General features: G+C 64.1%; 16 protein-coding genes. 10 read left to right on the forward strand and 6 right to left on the reverse strand.

Features of this window, described 5'->3' with window-relative positions:
• Nucleotides 1-44 precede the first annotated feature (44 nt).
• From BM059_RS00150 to BM059_RS00160, 3 genes are read left to right on the forward strand one after another with little or no spacing between them, the layout of a single operon-like run.
• Complete coding sequence (locus tag BM059_RS00150; RefSeq protein ID WP_074935929.1) at nucleotides 45-875, forward strand: SDR family oxidoreductase; 831 nt, start codon at nucleotides 45-47, stop codon at nucleotides 873-875.
• Nucleotides 872-1,240: a hypothetical protein gene (locus BM059_RS00155; protein ID WP_037004244.1), complete on the forward strand. Its 369-nt coding sequence runs from the start codon at nucleotides 872-874 to the stop codon at nucleotides 1,238-1,240. The genes BM059_RS00150 and BM059_RS00155 overlap by 4 nt, the downstream gene beginning before the upstream one ends.
• Before the next feature lie 23 nt (nucleotides 1,241-1,263).
• Nucleotides 1,264-2,424: an AAA family ATPase gene (locus BM059_RS00160; protein ID WP_074935931.1), complete on the forward strand. Its 1,161-nt coding sequence runs from the start codon at nucleotides 1,264-1,266 to the stop codon at nucleotides 2,422-2,424.
• Between the two features lie 93 nt (nucleotides 2,425-2,517).
• On the opposite strand, the gene trxB is transcribed toward BM059_RS00160, so the two are convergent.
• Nucleotides 2,518-3,465, reverse strand: coding sequence for a thioredoxin-disulfide reductase (gene trxB / locus BM059_RS00165; protein ID WP_037004243.1), 948 nt, complete (start codon nucleotides 3,463-3,465; stop codon nucleotides 2,518-2,520).
• A gap of 271 nt (nucleotides 3,466-3,736) precedes the next feature.
• On the opposite strand from trxB, the gene cysZ reads away from it, so the two are divergent.
• Nucleotides 3,737-4,501, forward strand: coding sequence for a sulfate transporter CysZ (cysZ, locus tag BM059_RS00170; protein WP_074935934.1), 765 nt, complete (start codon nucleotides 3,737-3,739; stop codon nucleotides 4,499-4,501).
• On the opposite strand, the gene BM059_RS00175 is transcribed toward cysZ, so the two are convergent.
• Nucleotides 4,475-5,584 (reverse strand): SRPBCC family protein, encoded by a 1,110-nt coding sequence (locus BM059_RS00175; protein ID WP_074935937.1) that lies wholly within the window; start codon nucleotides 5,582-5,584, stop codon nucleotides 4,475-4,477. The two genes, cysZ and BM059_RS00175, sit on opposite strands and share 27 nt — an antisense overlap.
• Nucleotides 5,585-5,663: 79 nt before the next feature.
• Between BM059_RS00175 and bsrA the strand changes: the two genes are divergently transcribed.
• Both bsrA and BM059_RS00185 read left to right on the forward strand, forming a co-directional pair.
• Nucleotides 5,664-6,566, forward strand: a complete 903-nt coding sequence (gene bsrA, locus BM059_RS00180; RefSeq protein ID WP_074935938.1) for a LysR family transcriptional regulator BsrA — start codon at nucleotides 5,664-5,666, stop codon at nucleotides 6,564-6,566.
• Between the two features lie 34 nt (nucleotides 6,567-6,600).
• Complete coding sequence (locus BM059_RS00185) at nucleotides 6,601-7,830, forward strand: glycosyltransferase family 4 protein (protein ID WP_394327994.1); 1,230 nt, start codon at nucleotides 6,601-6,603, stop codon at nucleotides 7,828-7,830.
• Nucleotides 7,831-7,979: 149 nt separating this feature from the next.
• Here BM059_RS00185 and BM059_RS00190 read toward each other — a convergent pair whose 3' ends face one another.
• The 4 genes from BM059_RS00190 to rluD form a co-directional block, all read right to left on the reverse strand.
• Complete coding sequence (locus BM059_RS00190; protein ID WP_074935940.1) at nucleotides 7,980-9,089, reverse strand: NADH:flavin oxidoreductase; 1,110 nt, start codon at nucleotides 9,087-9,089, stop codon at nucleotides 7,980-7,982.
• 27 nt (nucleotides 9,090-9,116) lie between these two features.
• The gene (locus BM059_RS00195; protein WP_241766156.1) at nucleotides 9,117-9,707 is read right to left on the reverse strand and encodes a TetR/AcrR family transcriptional regulator; all 591 of its coding nucleotides are present in this window, start codon (nucleotides 9,705-9,707) and stop codon (nucleotides 9,117-9,119) included.
• A gap of 166 nt (nucleotides 9,708-9,873) precedes the next feature.
• A complete protein-coding gene (pgeF, locus tag BM059_RS00200) occupies nucleotides 9,874-10,605 on the reverse strand; it encodes a peptidoglycan editing factor PgeF (RefSeq protein WP_074935941.1) in 732 nt (243 codons plus the stop codon).
• Nucleotides 10,602-11,576: a 23S rRNA pseudouridine(1911/1915/1917) synthase RluD gene (gene rluD, locus BM059_RS00205; RefSeq protein ID WP_037004235.1), complete on the reverse strand. Its 975-nt coding sequence runs from the start codon at nucleotides 11,574-11,576 to the stop codon at nucleotides 10,602-10,604. The genes pgeF and rluD overlap by 4 nt, the downstream gene beginning before the upstream one ends.
• 281 nt (nucleotides 11,577-11,857) lie before the next feature.
• Here rluD and BM059_RS00210 point away from each other — a divergent pair, with 281 nt between their 5' ends.
• The 4 genes from BM059_RS00210 to BM059_RS00225 all read left to right on the forward strand — a co-directional run bounded on the left by BM059_RS00210 (nucleotide 11,858) and on the right by BM059_RS00225 (nucleotide 16,207).
• On the forward strand, nucleotides 11,858-12,850 hold the full coding sequence (locus tag BM059_RS00210) for an outer membrane protein assembly factor BamD (RefSeq protein ID WP_037004234.1): 993 nt from the start codon (nucleotides 11,858-11,860) through the stop codon (nucleotides 12,848-12,850).
• Nucleotides 12,851-13,045: 195 nt separating this feature from the next.
• Nucleotides 13,046-13,282, forward strand: a complete 237-nt coding sequence (locus BM059_RS00215) for a PP0621 family protein (protein ID WP_074935943.1) — start codon at nucleotides 13,046-13,048, stop codon at nucleotides 13,280-13,282.
• Nucleotides 13,272-14,864 carry a sensor histidine kinase gene (locus tag BM059_RS00220; protein WP_074935945.1) on the forward strand — a complete coding sequence of 531 codons (1,593 nt, stop codon included), beginning with the start codon at nucleotides 13,272-13,274 and terminating at the stop codon, nucleotides 14,862-14,864. The genes BM059_RS00215 and BM059_RS00220 overlap by 11 nt, the downstream gene beginning before the upstream one ends.
• Nucleotides 14,865-14,866: 2 nt before the next feature.
• Nucleotides 14,867-16,207 (forward strand): sigma-54-dependent transcriptional regulator, encoded by a 1,341-nt coding sequence (locus tag BM059_RS00225; RefSeq protein WP_074935947.1) that lies wholly within the window; start codon nucleotides 14,867-14,869, stop codon nucleotides 16,205-16,207.
• Nucleotides 16,208-16,221 lie beyond the last annotated feature (14 nt).

Here is a 16,221-nt window from a genome sequence, read left to right on the forward strand (position 1 = left end):
TCGACTCTACAATGCCCAACATCCATTGCCAGGGAATCTCCGCCATGCCCCAACCCAGCGTCCTTATAACCGGCTGCTCCAGCGGCATCGGCCGCGCCCTGGCCGATACCTTCAAGGCGGGCGGCTACGCCGTCTGGGCCACGGCGCGTAAGGAGACCGATCTGGCCGTCCTGCAGCAGGACGGGTTCAACGCCGTGCAGCTCGACGTCAATGACGGCGAGGCCTTAGAGCAACTGGCCGCTCGCCTGAGCGAGGAAATCGGCGGCCTCGATGTGCTGATCAACAACGCCGGCTATGGTGCCATGGGCCCACTGCTCGACGGCGGCGTGGAGGCCATGCAGCGGCAGTTCGAGACCAACGTGTTCTCCATCGTCGGCGTGACCCGCGCGTTCTTCCCGCTGCTACGCCGCAGCCGTGGCCTGGTGGTCAATATCGGCAGCGTTTCCTCGGTGCTGGTGACGCCCTTCGCCGGCGCCTACTGTGCCTCCAAGGCCGCAGTACATGCGCTGAGCGACGCCCTGCGCATGGAGCTGGCGCCCTTCTCCATCGAGGTGCTGGAAGTGCAACCCGGCGCTATCGCCTCCAGCTTTGGCGCCAACGCCAGCCAGCAGGCCGAGGCGCTGATCCGCGAAGACTCGCCCTGGTGGCCGCTGCGCGAGGGCATCCGCGCCCGCGCCAATGCCTCGCAGGACAACCCGACCCCGGCCAGTGAGTTCGCCGCGCAGCTGTTGGCCGCCGTGCAGCGTGACAAGCGCCCGCGGCTGTTACACCTGGGCAATGGCAGCCGCGCCCTGCCGCTGCTCGCCATGCTGCTGCCCAAGGCCCTGCTGGAGCGGGTGCTGAGCAAACGCTTCGGCCTGGCGCAGCAGCTGTGAGCCAGAGCCTGCCCGTGCGCTACTACGCCGTCGCGGGCGTGATCGCGGCCGTGCTGCTGAACCTGCTGCTGCGCACCTTCGTGCGCCTGGGCGGCGTGTTCACCACCCTGCTGATCGCCGCCGCCATCGCGGCCGGTTTGGCGCTGGTGTTTCACTGGCGTCAGGGACGTGCACCGAGCAACGCCGAACGCTGGCGCTTCACGGCTCTCTACGGCAGTGTGCTCGGTCTACTTTACCTGGGCCTGCTAGGCATGATGTACCTTCAAGACACACCCAGCCCCATGGGCCTGTTTCTCTTCAGCCTGCACTACCTGTGCTACCCCGTACTGGCCTGGCTGGCGTTTTCGCCACGCCATGGCCGCTGATTTTTTGTCAGGATGACTGCGCCATGCTGCACACACTCGCCGTCGCCAACTACCGCTCGATCAATAGCCTGATCCTGCCGCTGGGCCGGCTCAACCTGATCACCGGCGCCAATGGCAGCGGCAAGTCCAATCTCTACCGCGCACTGCGTCTGCTGGCGGAAACCGCCCAGGGCGGCGTGATCAATGCGCTAGCGCGCGAGGGCGGGCTGGAGTCGAGTTTCTGGGCCGGACCGGAGAAAATCTCCCGGCGCATGCGTAACGGCGAGGTACCGGTACAGGGCGGCCCACGACAGAACGTGATGCGCCTGCGCCTGGGCTTTGCCGGCGAGGATTTCGGCTATGCGATTTCCCTTGGTCTGCCCGAGCCAAGCACCTCGGCCTTCGCCCTCGATCCGGAAATCAAGCGTGAGTGCATCTGGGCCGGTGCCAGCTACCGCCCCGCCTCGCTGCTGGTGGATCGCGCCGGGCCCATGGTGCGCATGCGCGAAGGGCGCAGCTGGCAGGTACTGGCCCAGCACGTGCCGAACTACGACAGCCTGTTCGACCAGATCGGCAACGACCCGAACTGCCCGGAAGTCTTTCAGCTACGCGAAACCATCCGCCGCTGGCGCTTCTACGATCACTTTCGCAGCGACGCCGAGGCCCCGGCGCGCCAACCGCAACTGGGCACGCGTACGCCGGTGCTGCATCACGATGGTCGCGACCTGGCCGCCGCCCTGCAGACCATCCGCGAAATCGGTGACCGCACGGCGCTGGATGCCGCCATCGACGATGCCTTTCCCGGCAGCCGTTTGCATATCGACTTCCAGCCCGGCGGACGTTTCGCCGTGGAACTGCGTCAGGAGGGATTGCTGCGTCCGTTGAGCGCCGCCGAGCTGTCCGACGGCACGTTGCGCTACCTGCTGCTGGTCGCCGCCTTGCTCACGCCTCGGCCGCCCTCGCTCATGGTGCTCAACGAGCCGGAAACCAGCCTGCACCCAGACTTGCTACCGGCACTCGGGCGCCTGATCAGCGCCGCCTCGAAACATACCCAGGTGTGGGTCGTCTCCCACGCCAGCCGCCTGATCGCCACGCTCAGGGAAAACCCCGACTGCAACACCCTGGAGCTGGACAAGCAACTCGGCCAGACCTGCATCCACGGCCAAGGCATGCTCGACGAACCGCCCTGGCACTGGCCGGATTGAGACGTCCGTAGGGTGCGCCGCGCGCACCGGCTTCTAATCGCTATCAGCTACGGTCCAGCAAAGCGCGGTGCGCACTGCGCACCCTACGTGTTCTCACAGCCCGTCGAGGTAGCGCTCGACATCCAGCGCCGCCATGCAACCGGCACCGGCCGAGGTGATCGCCTGGCGATAGACCGAGTCGGCCACATCACCGGCGGCGAACACACCGGGAATGCTGGTCGCGGTGGCATTGCCCTCGCGACCACCATTGACCACCAGGTAGCCATCCTTCAGCGCCAACTGGCCTTCGAACAGGCTGGTATTAGGCGTATGACCGATGGCGACGAACAGCCCCTCGACACTCAGCTCACGGTAGGCGCCGCCGTACTGCTTCAGGCGCACGCCAGTGACGCCGCTGGCATCGCCCAGCACCTCGTCTACCTCGGCATTGAGCTGCAGCTCGATCTTGCCCTCGGCAATGCGCGCACGCAGCTTGTCCTGCAGGATCTTCTCGGCACGGAAGGTCTCGCGGCGATGGACCAGCGTGACCTTGCTGGCGATATTGGCCAGGTACAGTGCCTCTTCCACGGCGGTATTGCCGCCCCCTACCACCGCTACCTCGCGGCCGCGATAGAAGAAGCCGTCGCAGGTCGCGCACGCCGAAACGCCACGGCCCATGAACGCCTCTTCGCTGGGCAGGCCCAGGTAGCGCGCACTGGCACCGGTGGCGATGATCAATGCATCGCAACTGTAAGTGGCGCTATCGCCGACCAGAGTGAACGGCTTGCCGGCCAGATCCACGGCATTGATATGGTCAAAGACGATCTCGGTCTCGAAGCGCTCGGCGTGCTCCTGCATGCGCTGCATCAGCGCCGGGCCGGTCAGGCCGTGCGGGTCGCCCGGCCAGTTGTCCACTTCGGTGGTGGTGGTCAGTTGGCCGCCAGCCTGGATGCCAGTGATCAGCAGCGGCTTCAGGTTGGCGCGCGCGGCATAGACGGCAGCGCTGTAACCGGCGGGGCCGGAACCCAGGATGATGACGCGGGCATGACGAACGGCAGACATCGCTAACTCCTCGCAGGCCCACAGGGCCGGCAGGCCAGATAAAAAGGGACTCTCGAAGCACTAGGGGAAGGCTTGAAAGGTGAGAGCCCCGCAAAAAAGGAAACTGGGCGCAAGGCTATCGGCGCGGCTTGCGAAGCGGAAATATCCATTACCAATTCAGCGCATAGAATCCGACTATGGCTGCCTGGGTTGAACCTGGCTGCCTGTCTGAACTTTCGCCGCAGCGGCGAAGTCGGTATGGTCGCGCGCATCAACCACTCAGGAGACCGCCATGCCCGCCGCTCCCGTTCTGTCCGGCCCGCAATACCTGCGAGAAGGCCTGAGGCTGGTACTCAGCCCCGGCCTGCGTCTGTTCGTGCTGCTCCCGCTGGCGGTCAATCTGATCCTCTTCGTCACCATGATCAGCTTCGCCGTGCAGCAGTTCAGCGGCTGGGTCGACACCTTCATGCCCAGCCTGCCGAGTTGGCTGAGCTTCCTGCAGTACATCCTCTGGCCGCTGTTCGTGGTGCTGGTGCTGCTGATGGTGTTCTTCACCTTCACGATGCTGGCCAACATCATTGCCGCGCCGTTCAACGGCTTTCTCGCCGAGAAGGTCGAGGTGGTGGCGCGTGGCGAAGATCATTTCCCGCCATTCAGCTGGGCCGAACTGGCGGCCATGGTGCCGCGCACCATGGGCCGCGAGATGCGCAAGCTGGCTTACTTCCTGCCGCGCGCCATCGGCCTGCTGATCCTCAGTTTCATCCCGGTGGTGAACCTGGTCGCCGCGCCGCTATGGCTGCTGTTCGGCGTGTGGATGATGGCCGTGCAGTACATCGACTACCCGGCGGACAACAACAAGATGAGCTGGCAGGACATGCTCGCCTGGCTGCGCGAGAAGCGCTGGCAGAGCCTGAGCTTCGGCGGCATCACCTACGCCGCGCTGCTGGTGCCGGGGCTGAATATCCTGATGATGCCGGCGGCCGTGGCCGGGGCGACCTTGTTCTGGGTGCGCGAGCGCGGTGAGCAGGCGCTAGGTTCGCGCAAGAACACCGTGTAACGCCCGCATCGATGCCTGCGACTCACGCTCGATGCGCCGGCGCATGAACAGGCCATTGGCCAGGCGCATCAGCAGGTTATCGAAGCCATATTCGAGGGTGCGCACGAACTCGCAGCCACCCTCCATCGCCACGCACTCGTAGGTCAGCAGCAACTGCAGGCCATGGTCGCCACGTGCACTGGCCTGCCAACGCTGGGCCGGCTGATAGTCGAGCACGTCCCAACGCAGATGCCCGGCGCGACCACCGGCATGAATGTCTTCCTCGAAACGCTCCCCCACCAACAACGCCCCCTCGCGACTATAGATGCGCAGTGACGACGGGTGCCACTGCGGCCAGTGGCTCGGCGCTGCGGCGTAGTCCAGCACCCGCTCGGCAGGTTGGGCGATGCGAATGCGGTGCTGCTGGCGGTTCTGCTGATGAATCGCCTCAGGCTCCCAGTGCAGGGTTCCGTACAACCAATCCATCAGCGGATGAACGATGCCGAAGTTGCGCGAATGCATCAGCCCCCGACGATGGTGCAGCGCGTGCAAGCGGCGCATCTGGCGAATCCACGGCAAACGCGAAACCGGGTGTTCGACCGGCAAGTGCTCGCAGGCATGCACCACTTCGTAACTCATGTAGCCCAGCAGCATGCTGCCGGCGAACAGTGCGGCGAGGTTGCCGTCAAGCTGGGACAGCAGCCACCAGACGGCGAACGTAGGCAGGCTGAACAGCACGATCAGCCAGGCCGGGAACAGGATCACGCGCCAGTCGCGCGCCGTCTCGTAGGGCATCAGCGTCTCGACGAAGAAGCTGTGGTGGTCGCCGGTGTGGCGTTTGTAGAAGAGTTTGCCGAAGCGCGTCTTGTTGTGGCCGAGGCGCTTGTGCACCTGGTATTCGCCCCAACTGAAGAACACCAGCGTGGCGGGAACCAGCAGCCACTGCCAGGGCGCCACGGCCTCTAATGTGCTCCACAGCCAGCCGATGCAGAGCAGCCCGTAGGCCAGCACGAAGGCGGCGTGCAACCAGGGGTTGTACAGCGGATGGATGGCAGCCCGGTAATCGCTGCGAAAAGCCTGGGCATTGTCGTTGTTGTAGGCCATGGCGCTCTCCTGTGGATTGACAGCAGTCTAGGCCTGGCCAAATCATTCGAATAATGGATATTTGAAAAGAGCATTATCCGTGATAACGAACTTGCGCCAGCTCGACCTCAACCTGCTGTTGGTCTTCGATGCGCTGATGCAGGAGGGCAATCTGACCCGCGCGGCCCAGCGTTTGCACCTGAGCCAGTCGACGGTCAGCAACGCCCTCGCCCGCCTGCGTCAGCAACTGGGCGAGGAGTTGTTCCAGCGTACCGCGCGGGGCATGACGCCGACCGCGCGCGCTCTGGCGCTTTACCCGCCCGTGCGCCAGGCGCTGCAATTGCTGCAGGCCGGCCTCGGCCCGGCGGAGCCCTTCGATGTGCAAGCGCCGCACGTGTTCAGCCTGTCGCTCAACGACTACGCCCAGGCCGCGCTGCTGCCGATGCTGCAAGCGCATCTGGCGCGTGTCGCGCCGCAGGTGGAGTTGGTGGCGCACAGCGACGACGCCGACAACCTGCTGCCGCGGCTGGAGAGCGGCACCCTGGACCTGGCCATCGACTACCTGCATGTCGATTCGCCCGACCTGCATTACGCACCACTGCGCGAAGAAGCCTTGGTGGTGATCGGTCGCCAGGGTCATCCGGCCTTCGTCGGCGGCCTGAGCCTGCGGGACTATCAACAGGCCCGCCATGTGATCGTGACGCCGCGCGCTGGGCGCGGTTCGCCACTGGAAATCGTCCTGGGCTCGGCCAAGGTCCGGCGCCAGGCGGCGCTGCATTTGCCCAACTACCTGCCGATTCCCGCCATCGTCGCCCACACCGAACTGCTCGGTACCGTGCCGGCGCGCTTGGCCGACGCCTTCGCGCCGATGTTCGCCCTGCAAGTGGCGCCGCTGCCCTTCGACATGCCGGCGGTGCAGATCAGCCTGATCTGGCACCGCCAGCAGCACCACGACCCGGCACATACTTGGCTGCGTGAGCAACTGCACGGCCTGCTCGCCTGACACATAAGCGCAATCGAAACGTCATGTGCACTACATGACCCGGGCAGAGACTGCGTACATGAACGCACCCTCTCTGCACATCGCGCTGATCAGCGAAACCTTCCCGCCGGAAATCAACGGCGTGGCCAATACCCTCGGTCGCCTGGTCGACGGCCTGCGTGGCCGTGGCCATCGCGTGCAACTGATACGGCCGCGCCAGGACATCGACCAGGAGCAGAACGCGGATAACGATCTGCTGCTCACTCGCGGCTGGCCGCTACCCGGCTACCCCGGCCTGCAATGGGGCCAGTCGTCGCTGCACAAGCTGCTCAGGCGCTGGCAGCGACAACGCCCGGACGTGCTCTACATCGCGACCGAAGGCCCACTGGGGCTGTCCGCCTTGCGCGCGGCCAGACGCCTGGCGATCCCGGTGGTCAGCGGTTTTCACACCAACTTCCAGCAGTACACCGGGCACTACGGCATCGGCCTGCTGACCCGGGCGATGACCAACTACCTGCGCTGGTTCCACAACCGCACGCAGTTGACGCTGGTGCCGAGCATCGGCCAGAAGGTCGACCTCGAACGCCGTGATTTCGAACGCCTGGCGCTGCTCGCCCGTGGCGTCGACAGCCAACTGTTCCACCCACGCAGACGCAGCGACACGTTGCGCGAAAGCTGGGGCCTGGGGCCGGATGACCTGGCCGTGCTGCATGTCGGTCGCCTGGCGGCAGAGAAAAACCTCGGCCTGCTGGTCAAGGCCTTCCGCACCCTGCAGACGGCTCACCCGCAGCGCCGTATGCGCCTGATCCTGGTTGGGGACGGGCCACTGCGCGCCAGCCTGCAGGCGCAACTACCGGACGCGCTGTTCTGCGGCCTGCAACGGGGTGAAGCGTTGGCCACACACTATGCGTCGGGCGATCTGTTCCTGTTTCCCAGCCTCTCGGAAACCTTCGGCAACGTGGTACTGGAGGCCCTGGCCTCGAGCCTCGGCGTAGTGGCATTCGACCAGGCGGCAGCCGCCCAGCACATCCATCACGGCCACAACGGCCTGCTCGCCCGCCCCGGCGACGAAGCCGGCTTCTGCGAAGCCGCCTGCGAGCTGTTGGAAGATGCAGAGGTACTGCGACGCATCCGACTCAATGCCCGCCGACATGCCAGCCATCTGAGCTGGGGCGGCATCGTCGCGTTGTTCGAACAGCACCTGCGCAGCGCCATGCAGCCACGCCCGAAGATCGCCAATGTCGGTAGCCCGGATGAAATCCGGGGCGAGATGCAGGATGGCTAAAACGTAGGGCGGGTGAGACCCACCATTGGTAATGGGTTGGCGGGTTTCACCCGCCCTACGGGGCCACGTAGCAGCGGACGTAAAAAAGCCCCGATGTGCCGGGGCTGGAAAAATGGGGCGCCGGATCGCGGCGCCCGATAGAAACGGACTCAGACCAGCGTGGTCAGTGCATCGCGGCTGAACGGCAGGATGTCCTGCTCGCGGCCTTCACGCACCTTCAGCGCCCAATCCGGGTCGACCAGCAGCGCGCGGCCCACGGCGACCAGATCGAACTCCTCCTTGTTCAGGCGCTCGAGCAGATTCTCGAGACTGGCCGGCTCGGCCACCTTGTCGGTCTTGACCATGAACTGCAGGAACTCGCCATCCAGGCCGACACTGCCGACGGTGATGGTCGGCTTGCCGGTGAGTTTGCGCGTCCAGCCGGCAAGGTTGAGATCGCTGCCTTCGAACTCCGGCTCCCAGAAGCGACGGGTCGAGCAATGGAAGATGTCCACGCCAGCCTCGGCCAGCGGCTTGAGGAAGGCTTCCAGTTGCTCCGGGGTCTGCACCAGGCGCGCGGTGTAATCCTGCTGCTTCCACTGCGAGAAACGCAGGATGATCGGAAAATCCGGACCTACTGCCGCACGCACCGCCTGGATCAGCTCGATGGCGAAACGCGAACGCGCCGCCAGATCGCCGCCGTACTGGTCGGTGCGCTGGTTGCTGCCTTCCCAGAAGAACTGGTCGACCAGGTAGCCATGGGCGCCGTGGATCTCCACGCCGTCCATGCCGATGGCCTTGGCATCGCGTGCAGCCTGGGCGAAGGCGGCGATCACTTCGTCGATATCGGCCTGGGTCATGCCATGCACGACCACCTTGCCATCCTTGAGTTTTTCCATCGGCCCGAAGCCCGGCACACTGGCATCCGGCTCGGTGCCCAACTTGCGCACGTTACCCACGTGCCAGAGCTGCGGGACGATCTTGCCGCCTTCGGCGTGTACGGCGTCGACCACCTGCTTCCAGCCGGCCAGGGCATCTTCGCCGTAGAACCGCGGCACGTTCGGGTAGCCGTTGGCGGCCTTGTGCCCGACGGTGGTGCCCTCGGTGACGATCAGACCCACGCCCGCCGCCGCACGACGACGGTAGTACTCGATGACCTTGGCGTTGGGCACACCACCAGGCGAGAAGGAACGGGTCATCGGCGCCATGACCACACGGGTCGGCAGCTCCAGGTTACCGAGGCGGAACGGGGCGAACAGGGCTTGAACGGGAGCGCTCATCATCTTTCCTCTGGGGTTGAACGGTAATCAGGCCTGCAGCAAACGCTCCAGGCGGGTGACGAAAGCTTCCAACGGCTGCAGGTTGCGGCCCACCTTGAGGCGAGCCAAGACGCCCTGCCAGGCGTCGCTGATAAAGGTGGCGAGATTGCCGCAGTCCTCGTCGGCCGGCAGTTCGCCCGCGGCCTGCGCCTGCTCCAGGCAGCCACGCAGGATGTCCACCGAGGCCTGCTGAATGGCCGCGACCTCAGCGCCGATGGCCGGCAGCATCTCGCTCATCTCGAAACTCAGGCTGCCGATGAAGCAGTGGTACTGCGGCGTGTCCTGCCGGGCGAAATGCGCCAGCAGGTCGCGGTAGTAAGCGAGGATGCGTGCACGCGGGCTCAGCGTCGGATCGCTCATCGCCTGGGCATAACGCGCCAAGCGCGGCCGATAGATGAAGGCCAACGCCTGCAGGGCGAAGTCTTCCTTGCTGGCGAAGTAGTGATAGAAGCTGCCCTTGGGAATCCCGGCCGCCTGGACGATCTCCAGCACACCGGTGCCGTGGTAGCCACGCCGGGTCATCACCGCCGAGCCTTTGCTCAGGATCAGGTCGCGCTTGTCGAGTCGAATGCTGTTCATGGCGCCGAGCATATGACCGGTCGTCTCGCTCGCGACAGCACTATTGATATTGGTGATTAAGGATTAGAAAACACAAGACAAATGCCCACGACAGAACAGGTAGAAGCGAGCTCTGCTCGCGAACCCTGTAACCCAAGGCTTCGCGAGCAGATCTCGCTCCTACAAATCAGGATTGCAGCCAGATCAGCGAAGCAAAACGCCCGGTGCGGGCACTGCGGCGGTAGGAGTAGAAACGCGGGTCGTTGTAGGTGCACAGGCCACCGCCACTGACGGCGGTCACGCCGATGGCGGCCAAACGAATGCGCGCCAACTGGTAGATATCGGCCATGAACTTGCCGGCGTTGACGCTGGGCGCGAATGCGCTGGCAGCCTCGGCATGCTGTTGCATGAAAGCCTCACGCACTTCAGCCCCCACCTCGAACGCCGCCGGGCCAATGGCCGGCCCGAGCCAGACCAGCAGTTCCTGCGGTGCGACGCCCAGTGCCTGCACGGTCGCCTCCAGCACACCACCGGCCAGCCCGCGCCAGCCCGCATGGGCCGCGGCCACACGGGTCCCGGCGCGGTCGCAGAACAATGCCGGCAAGCAGTCAGCGGTCATCGCCGTGCAGGCGATACCAGGCGTGGCCGTCCAGTTGCCGTCTGCTTCGATGACAGTCTCAGGATCAGCCTGCGCCACAATAATGCCGTGCACCTGACGCAACCAGGCTGGCTGGCAACCCAGGGCCCCGACCAAGTGCTGACGGTTGGCCGCTACCGCAGCCGGGTCGTCATCAACATGATCGCCCAGGTTGAAGCTATCGAACGGTGCCACGCTGACGCCGCCACTGCGCGTGGTAACGCAGGCGCGTACGTTGGCTGGGGCGGGCCAATCGGGCGTCAGCCAATCATGGGCATTCACCCGACGAACGCCTCACGATCCTGGCGCAACAGGGTCAGCAGCCAGACTAGGTCATCGGGCAGCGCCGACTCCCATTTCATGCGCTTGCCGGTAGCCGGGTGATCCAGTTCGAGGAAACGCGCATGCAGGGCCTGACGCGGAAACTCCTTGAGGCTCTGCACCAGGGTCGGGCTGGCGGCCGGCGGAATGCGGAAGCGCCCGGCATAGACGGGGTCGCCCACCAGCGGATAGCCAACGTGGGTCATGTGTACGCGAATCTGGTGGGTACGCCCGGTTTCCAGCTTGACCCGCACATGGGTGTGCGAGCGGTAGCGCTCGAGCACGCGGTAGTGACTGATCGCCGGCTTACCGCCATCGGTCACTGCCATACGCTGGCGCTGGCTGGAGCTGCGGCCAATCGGTGCATCGATGGTGCCGCCAGCGGTGATCATGCCGATGCAGATGCATTCATAGATGCGGCTGACGGTACGTTTCTGCAGTTGCTCGACCAGATTGGTCTGCGCCTGCAAGGTCTTGGCTACCACCATCAGGCCGGTGGTGTCCTTGTCCAGGCGATGGACGATGCCGGCACGCGGCACGTTGATGATGTCCGGTACGTGGTGCAACAGGGCATTGAGCAGGGTGCCATCGGCATGCCCGGCGGCCGGGTGGACGACCAGACCGGCCGGCTTGTCGATCACCAGCAGGTGTTCGTCTTCATAGACGATGTTCAGTTCGATGTCCTGCGCGACCCACTCGCCCTGCGCTTCCTGCTCGGCATCGAGCACCAGGGTCGAGCCGGCATGCACGGTGTCGCGCGGGCGCGCCACGGCACCATCGACGGTCAGGCGACCTTCCTTGATCCAGGTGGATAGGCGCGAACGGGAAAACTCGCCAAACAGCTGCGCAGCCACCTGGTCGAGACGTTGACCGCCCTGTTCAAAGGGGACGACGGCCTGGAGTTGGATCAATTGTTTGTCTATAGAAGTCATCTTAAGAACCAGTTCAAAGTTTGCTGCGCGTCGGCCCTGCTGCGTTAAAAACAGGCTCGGATGCTCATTTACAACTCGTAAATTCCGCGTCCTCGCCTGTTTTTGCCTTGCATTGCTCTAGCTCGCGAAACTTTGAACAGGCTCTTAGGCAACGGCGGGAGCCTGGCCTTTGGTTTCGGCGACAGGCTTGTGGTTAAATACGGCGTCTTTGCCCCAGGGGTTTCCGGGGGCGCTCATCATAACAGGACGGCCGCGCGGCCGTCACAGGGACGCAAGCCGCCATGCAAGTGAAACACCTGCTGCTGATCGCCATCCTCGCCCTTACCGCCGCCTGCTCTTCCAAGCAGCCGGAGGTCGATGAAAACCTCAGCGAGGTGGAACTGTACCAGCAGGCCCAGGCCGACCTGGATAACCGCAGCTACACCCAGGCCATCTCCAAACTGAAAGCGCTGGAATCGCGCTATCCGTTTGGCCGCTATGCCGAGCAGGCGCAGCTTGAGCTGATCTACGCCTACTACAAGAATGCCGAACCGGAAGCTGCGAAGTCGTCCGCCGAACGCTTCATCCGCCTGCACCCGCAGCACGCCAACGTCGACTACGCCTATTACCTCAAGGGCCTGGCCTCGTTCGACCAGGACCGCGGCCTGCTGGCGCGCTTCCTGCCGCTGGACATGACCAAGCGTGACCCGGGCGCCGCGCGCGACTCTTACAACGAGTTCGCCCAGCTCACCAGCCGTTACCCGACCAGCCGCTACGCGCCGGACGCCAAGCAGCGCATGATCTACCTACGCAACCTGCTGGCCGCCTATGAGATACACGTAGCCCACTACTACCTGACCCGTCAGGCCTATGTCGCTGCCGGCAACCGTGGCCGCTACGTGGTGGAAAACTTCCAGGAAACCCCGTCGGTCGGCGATGGCCTGGCGATCATGACCGAGGCTTACCAACGCCTGTCGCTGGACGATCTGGCCGCCACCAGTCTGGAAACCCTCAAGCTCAACTACCCGGATCACCCGAGCCTGGAAAGCGGCGAGTTCGTCCCGCTCGAAGAAGAAGCCGATAACCGCTCCTGGCTGGCCAAGGCTACCCTGGGCCTGATCGAAACCGACACGCCGCTGCCGCCGGGCGAAACCCGCGCCAGCCAGGACGTGATCCGCCAGTACGAAGACGCCGAGCAACAGATCCCAGCCGAACTGCAGCAGGACGCCAAGACTGGCGAAACCGCCAAGAAGCGCTCGATCTGGAGCTACCTGACCTTCGGTCTGTTCGACTGATCACAGCGCTATCAAAAAGGGAGGCCAAGGCCTCCCTTTTTATTGTCCGGCATTTCTACACTGGCCAATTTGCTGCGAGCCCGGCACTGCAGCAGGCACACAGCCCGGAAACAGCTCACAGGCTGCCATGTGGATACTGTGCCGATGCACTCGGCTTGGCTAAACTGCGGCTTTAAACGAATAAAAGAGCACGATATGGGTCTTTTTCGCCTGCTGTTCTGGATCGCCGTCATTTTCGCTGCGATCTGGATCTGGCGCCGCTTCATCAGCAAACCCAAGAGCACTCGTCCCCGTGAGGACAGCGCCGCGCCCATGGTCCGCTGTGCGCATTGCGGCGTGCACATTCCCAAGACCCAGGCATTGAACCAAGAGCAACAGTGGTACTGCAGCCAGGCCCACCTCGAACAAGGCCCGCATACCGGTGACAGCTGATATCAGCGCACAAGGCGGCACCCAAGGGCGACGCATCCTCAGGCTCTATCACTTCTATCGCCTGACCATCGGCCTGGCGCTGATCCTGCTGATTTCCAGCAACCTCGACGAGCAGTTGCTGGACGTCGTGCATATCGAGCTATTTCGCACCGGCAGCTGGGTCTACCTGATCCTCAACATCTTCATCGCCGTGCTGGTGCAAAAGCCCAAGCACCTGGTGCAGCTGTTTAGCCTGGCGCTGGTCGACGTGATATTCCTCTCGGCCCTGTTCTATGCGGCCGGCGGTACGCCAAGCGGCATCGGCAACCTGCTGGTGGTCGCCGTGGCCATCGCCAACATCCTTCTGCGCGGCCGCGTCGGCCTGCTGATCGCGGCTATCGCCGCCATGGCGCTGATCTACCTGACCTTCTACCTCAGCCTCAGCCGCCCCGCTGCTGCCGCGCAATATGTACAGGCCGGCGCACTCGGTGCCCTGTGCTTCGCCGGCGCCCTGTTCATCCAAGGCATCACCCGCCGCCTGCAGGTCAGTGAAAACCTGGCCGAACAACGCGCGGCCGACGTCGCCAACCTCGAGGAACTCAACGAGCAGATCCTGCAGCGCATGCGCACCGGGATTCTGGTGCTCGACACCCAGCATCGGGTACTGCTGGCCAACCAGGGCGCAACGCAACTACTCGGGCGCGGCGAACTCAGTGGCAAGATCATCGATCCGCACTGCCCTGAACTGGTCAAGCGCCTGCAGCAATGGTTGCACAACCCGACCCTGCGCCCGGACAGCCTGCAAGCGCAGATCGACGGCCCCGTCCTGCAGCCCAGCTTCATCTCCCTGCAACGCGGTGATCAGCAGCATACCCTGGTGTTTCTCGACGACATCTCGCAGATCGCCCAGCAGGCGCAGCAGCTCAAGCTGGCCTCGCTCGGCCGCCTGACCGCCGGCATCGCCCACGAGATTCGCAACCCGCTCGGCGCTATCAGCCACGCGGCACAGCTGCTGCAGGAGTCGGAAGACCTGCAAGGTCCCGACCAGCGCCTGGCGCAGATCATTCAGGATCACTCCAAGCGCATGAACATGGTGATCGAGAACGTTCTGCAGCTGTCGCGCAGGCGCCAGGCCGAACCGCAACTGCTCGACCTGAAATACTGGCTGCACCGCTTCGCCAGCGATTTTCGCAGCTCGGCACCGGCTGATCGGCAAATCCACCTGGAAACCCAAGGTGGCAGCCTGCAAACGCGCATGGACCCACACCAGCTGACCCAGGTACTGACCAACCTGGTGCAGAACGGCCTACGCTACAGCGCACAGAAACATCGACTCGGCCAGGTATGGCTGCGCCTGTTTCGCGACGAGACCAGCGACTTGCCGGTGCTGGAGATTCTCGACGACGGCCCAGGCGTGCCGCCCGAGCTGGAGCAGCACATTTTCGAGCCCTTCTACACCACCGAGAACAAGGGCACCGGCCTCGGCCTGTATATTTCCCGTGAGCTGTGCCAAGGCAACCAGGCCCGCCTCGACTACAAACCCCGTGAAGATGGCGGCAGTTGCTTCCGCATCACCTTCGCCCATCCGCGCAAACTGAGCTGAGCATGAACCGTCAGAGAGCCCTGATCGTCGACGACGAACCCGATATCCGCGAGCTGCTGGAAATCACCCTCGGACGCATGAAGCTGGACACCCGCAGCGCCCGTAACGTCAAGGAAGCACGCGAGTGGCTGGCGCGCGAGCCCTTCGATCTATGCCTGACCGATATGCGTCTGCCCGACGGCACCGGCCTGGACCTGGTACAGCACATTCAGCAGCGCCATCCGCAAGTTCCAGTGGCGATGATCACCGCCTACGGCAGCCTCGATACTGCGATTAATTCACTCAAGGCCGGCGCCTTCGACTTCCTCACCAAACCGGTCGACCTCGGCCGCCTGCGCGAATTGGTCGCCACCGCCCTGCGTATTCGCTCCCCCGAGGGCGAGGAAACCCCGGTCGACAGTCGTCTGCTCGGCGACTCGCCGCCCATGAAATCGCTGCGCAAACAGATCCAGAAACTCTCGCGCAGCCAGGCACCGGTCTACATCAGCGGCGAATCGGGCAGCGGCAAGGAACTGGTCGCCCGCCTGATCCACGAACAGGGCCCGCGCATCGAACAACCTTTCGTACCAGTCAACTGCGGCGCCATCCCCTCGGAGCTGATGGAGAGCGAGTTCTTCGGCCATAAGAAAGGCAGCTTTACCGGTGCCATCGAAGACAAACAGGGGCTGTTCCAGGCGGCCAATGGCGGCACCCTGTTCCTCGATGAAGTGGCCGATCTACCGCTGCCGATGCAGGTGAAACTGCTGCGTGCGATTCAGGAAAAGGCCGTGCGCGCTGTTGGTGGTCAGCAGGAAGTGGTGGTCGATGTGCGCATCCTCTGCGCCACCCACAAGAACCTTGCCGCGGAAGTCGCTGCCGGCCGTTTCCGCCAGGACCTCTATTACCGTCTTAACGTCATCGAACTGCGCGTTCCGCCACTGCGTGAACGCCGCGAAGACATCGCCCAGCTGGCCAGCGTGATGCTCGTGCGCTTGGCCGAAGGTACCGGCCTGGCCGCCGCCAAGCTGCACCCCGATGCGCTGGAAAAGCTGAAGAACTATCGCTTCCCCGGCAACGTGCGAGAGCTGGAAAACATGCTCGAACGCGCCTACACCCTGTGCGAAGACGACCAGATCACGCCCAGCGACCTGCGCCTGGCTGACGCCGGCGGCCCCAGCAACGAAAGCGGCGAAGCCAGTCTAGCGCAGATCGACAATCTCGAAGATTACCTCGAAGACATTGAGCGCAAGCTGATCATGCAGGCCCTGGAAGAAACGCGCTGGAACCGCACGGCGGCGGCCCAGCGCCTGGGCCTGACCTTCCGCTCGATGCGCTATCGACTGAAGAAGCTGGGTATCGACTGATCCCTGCGATCACG

The sequence above is a fragment of the Ectopseudomonas composti genome (assembly GCF_900115475.1).
Lineage (GTDB): Bacteria > Pseudomonadota > Gammaproteobacteria > Pseudomonadales > Pseudomonadaceae > Aquipseudomonas > Aquipseudomonas composti.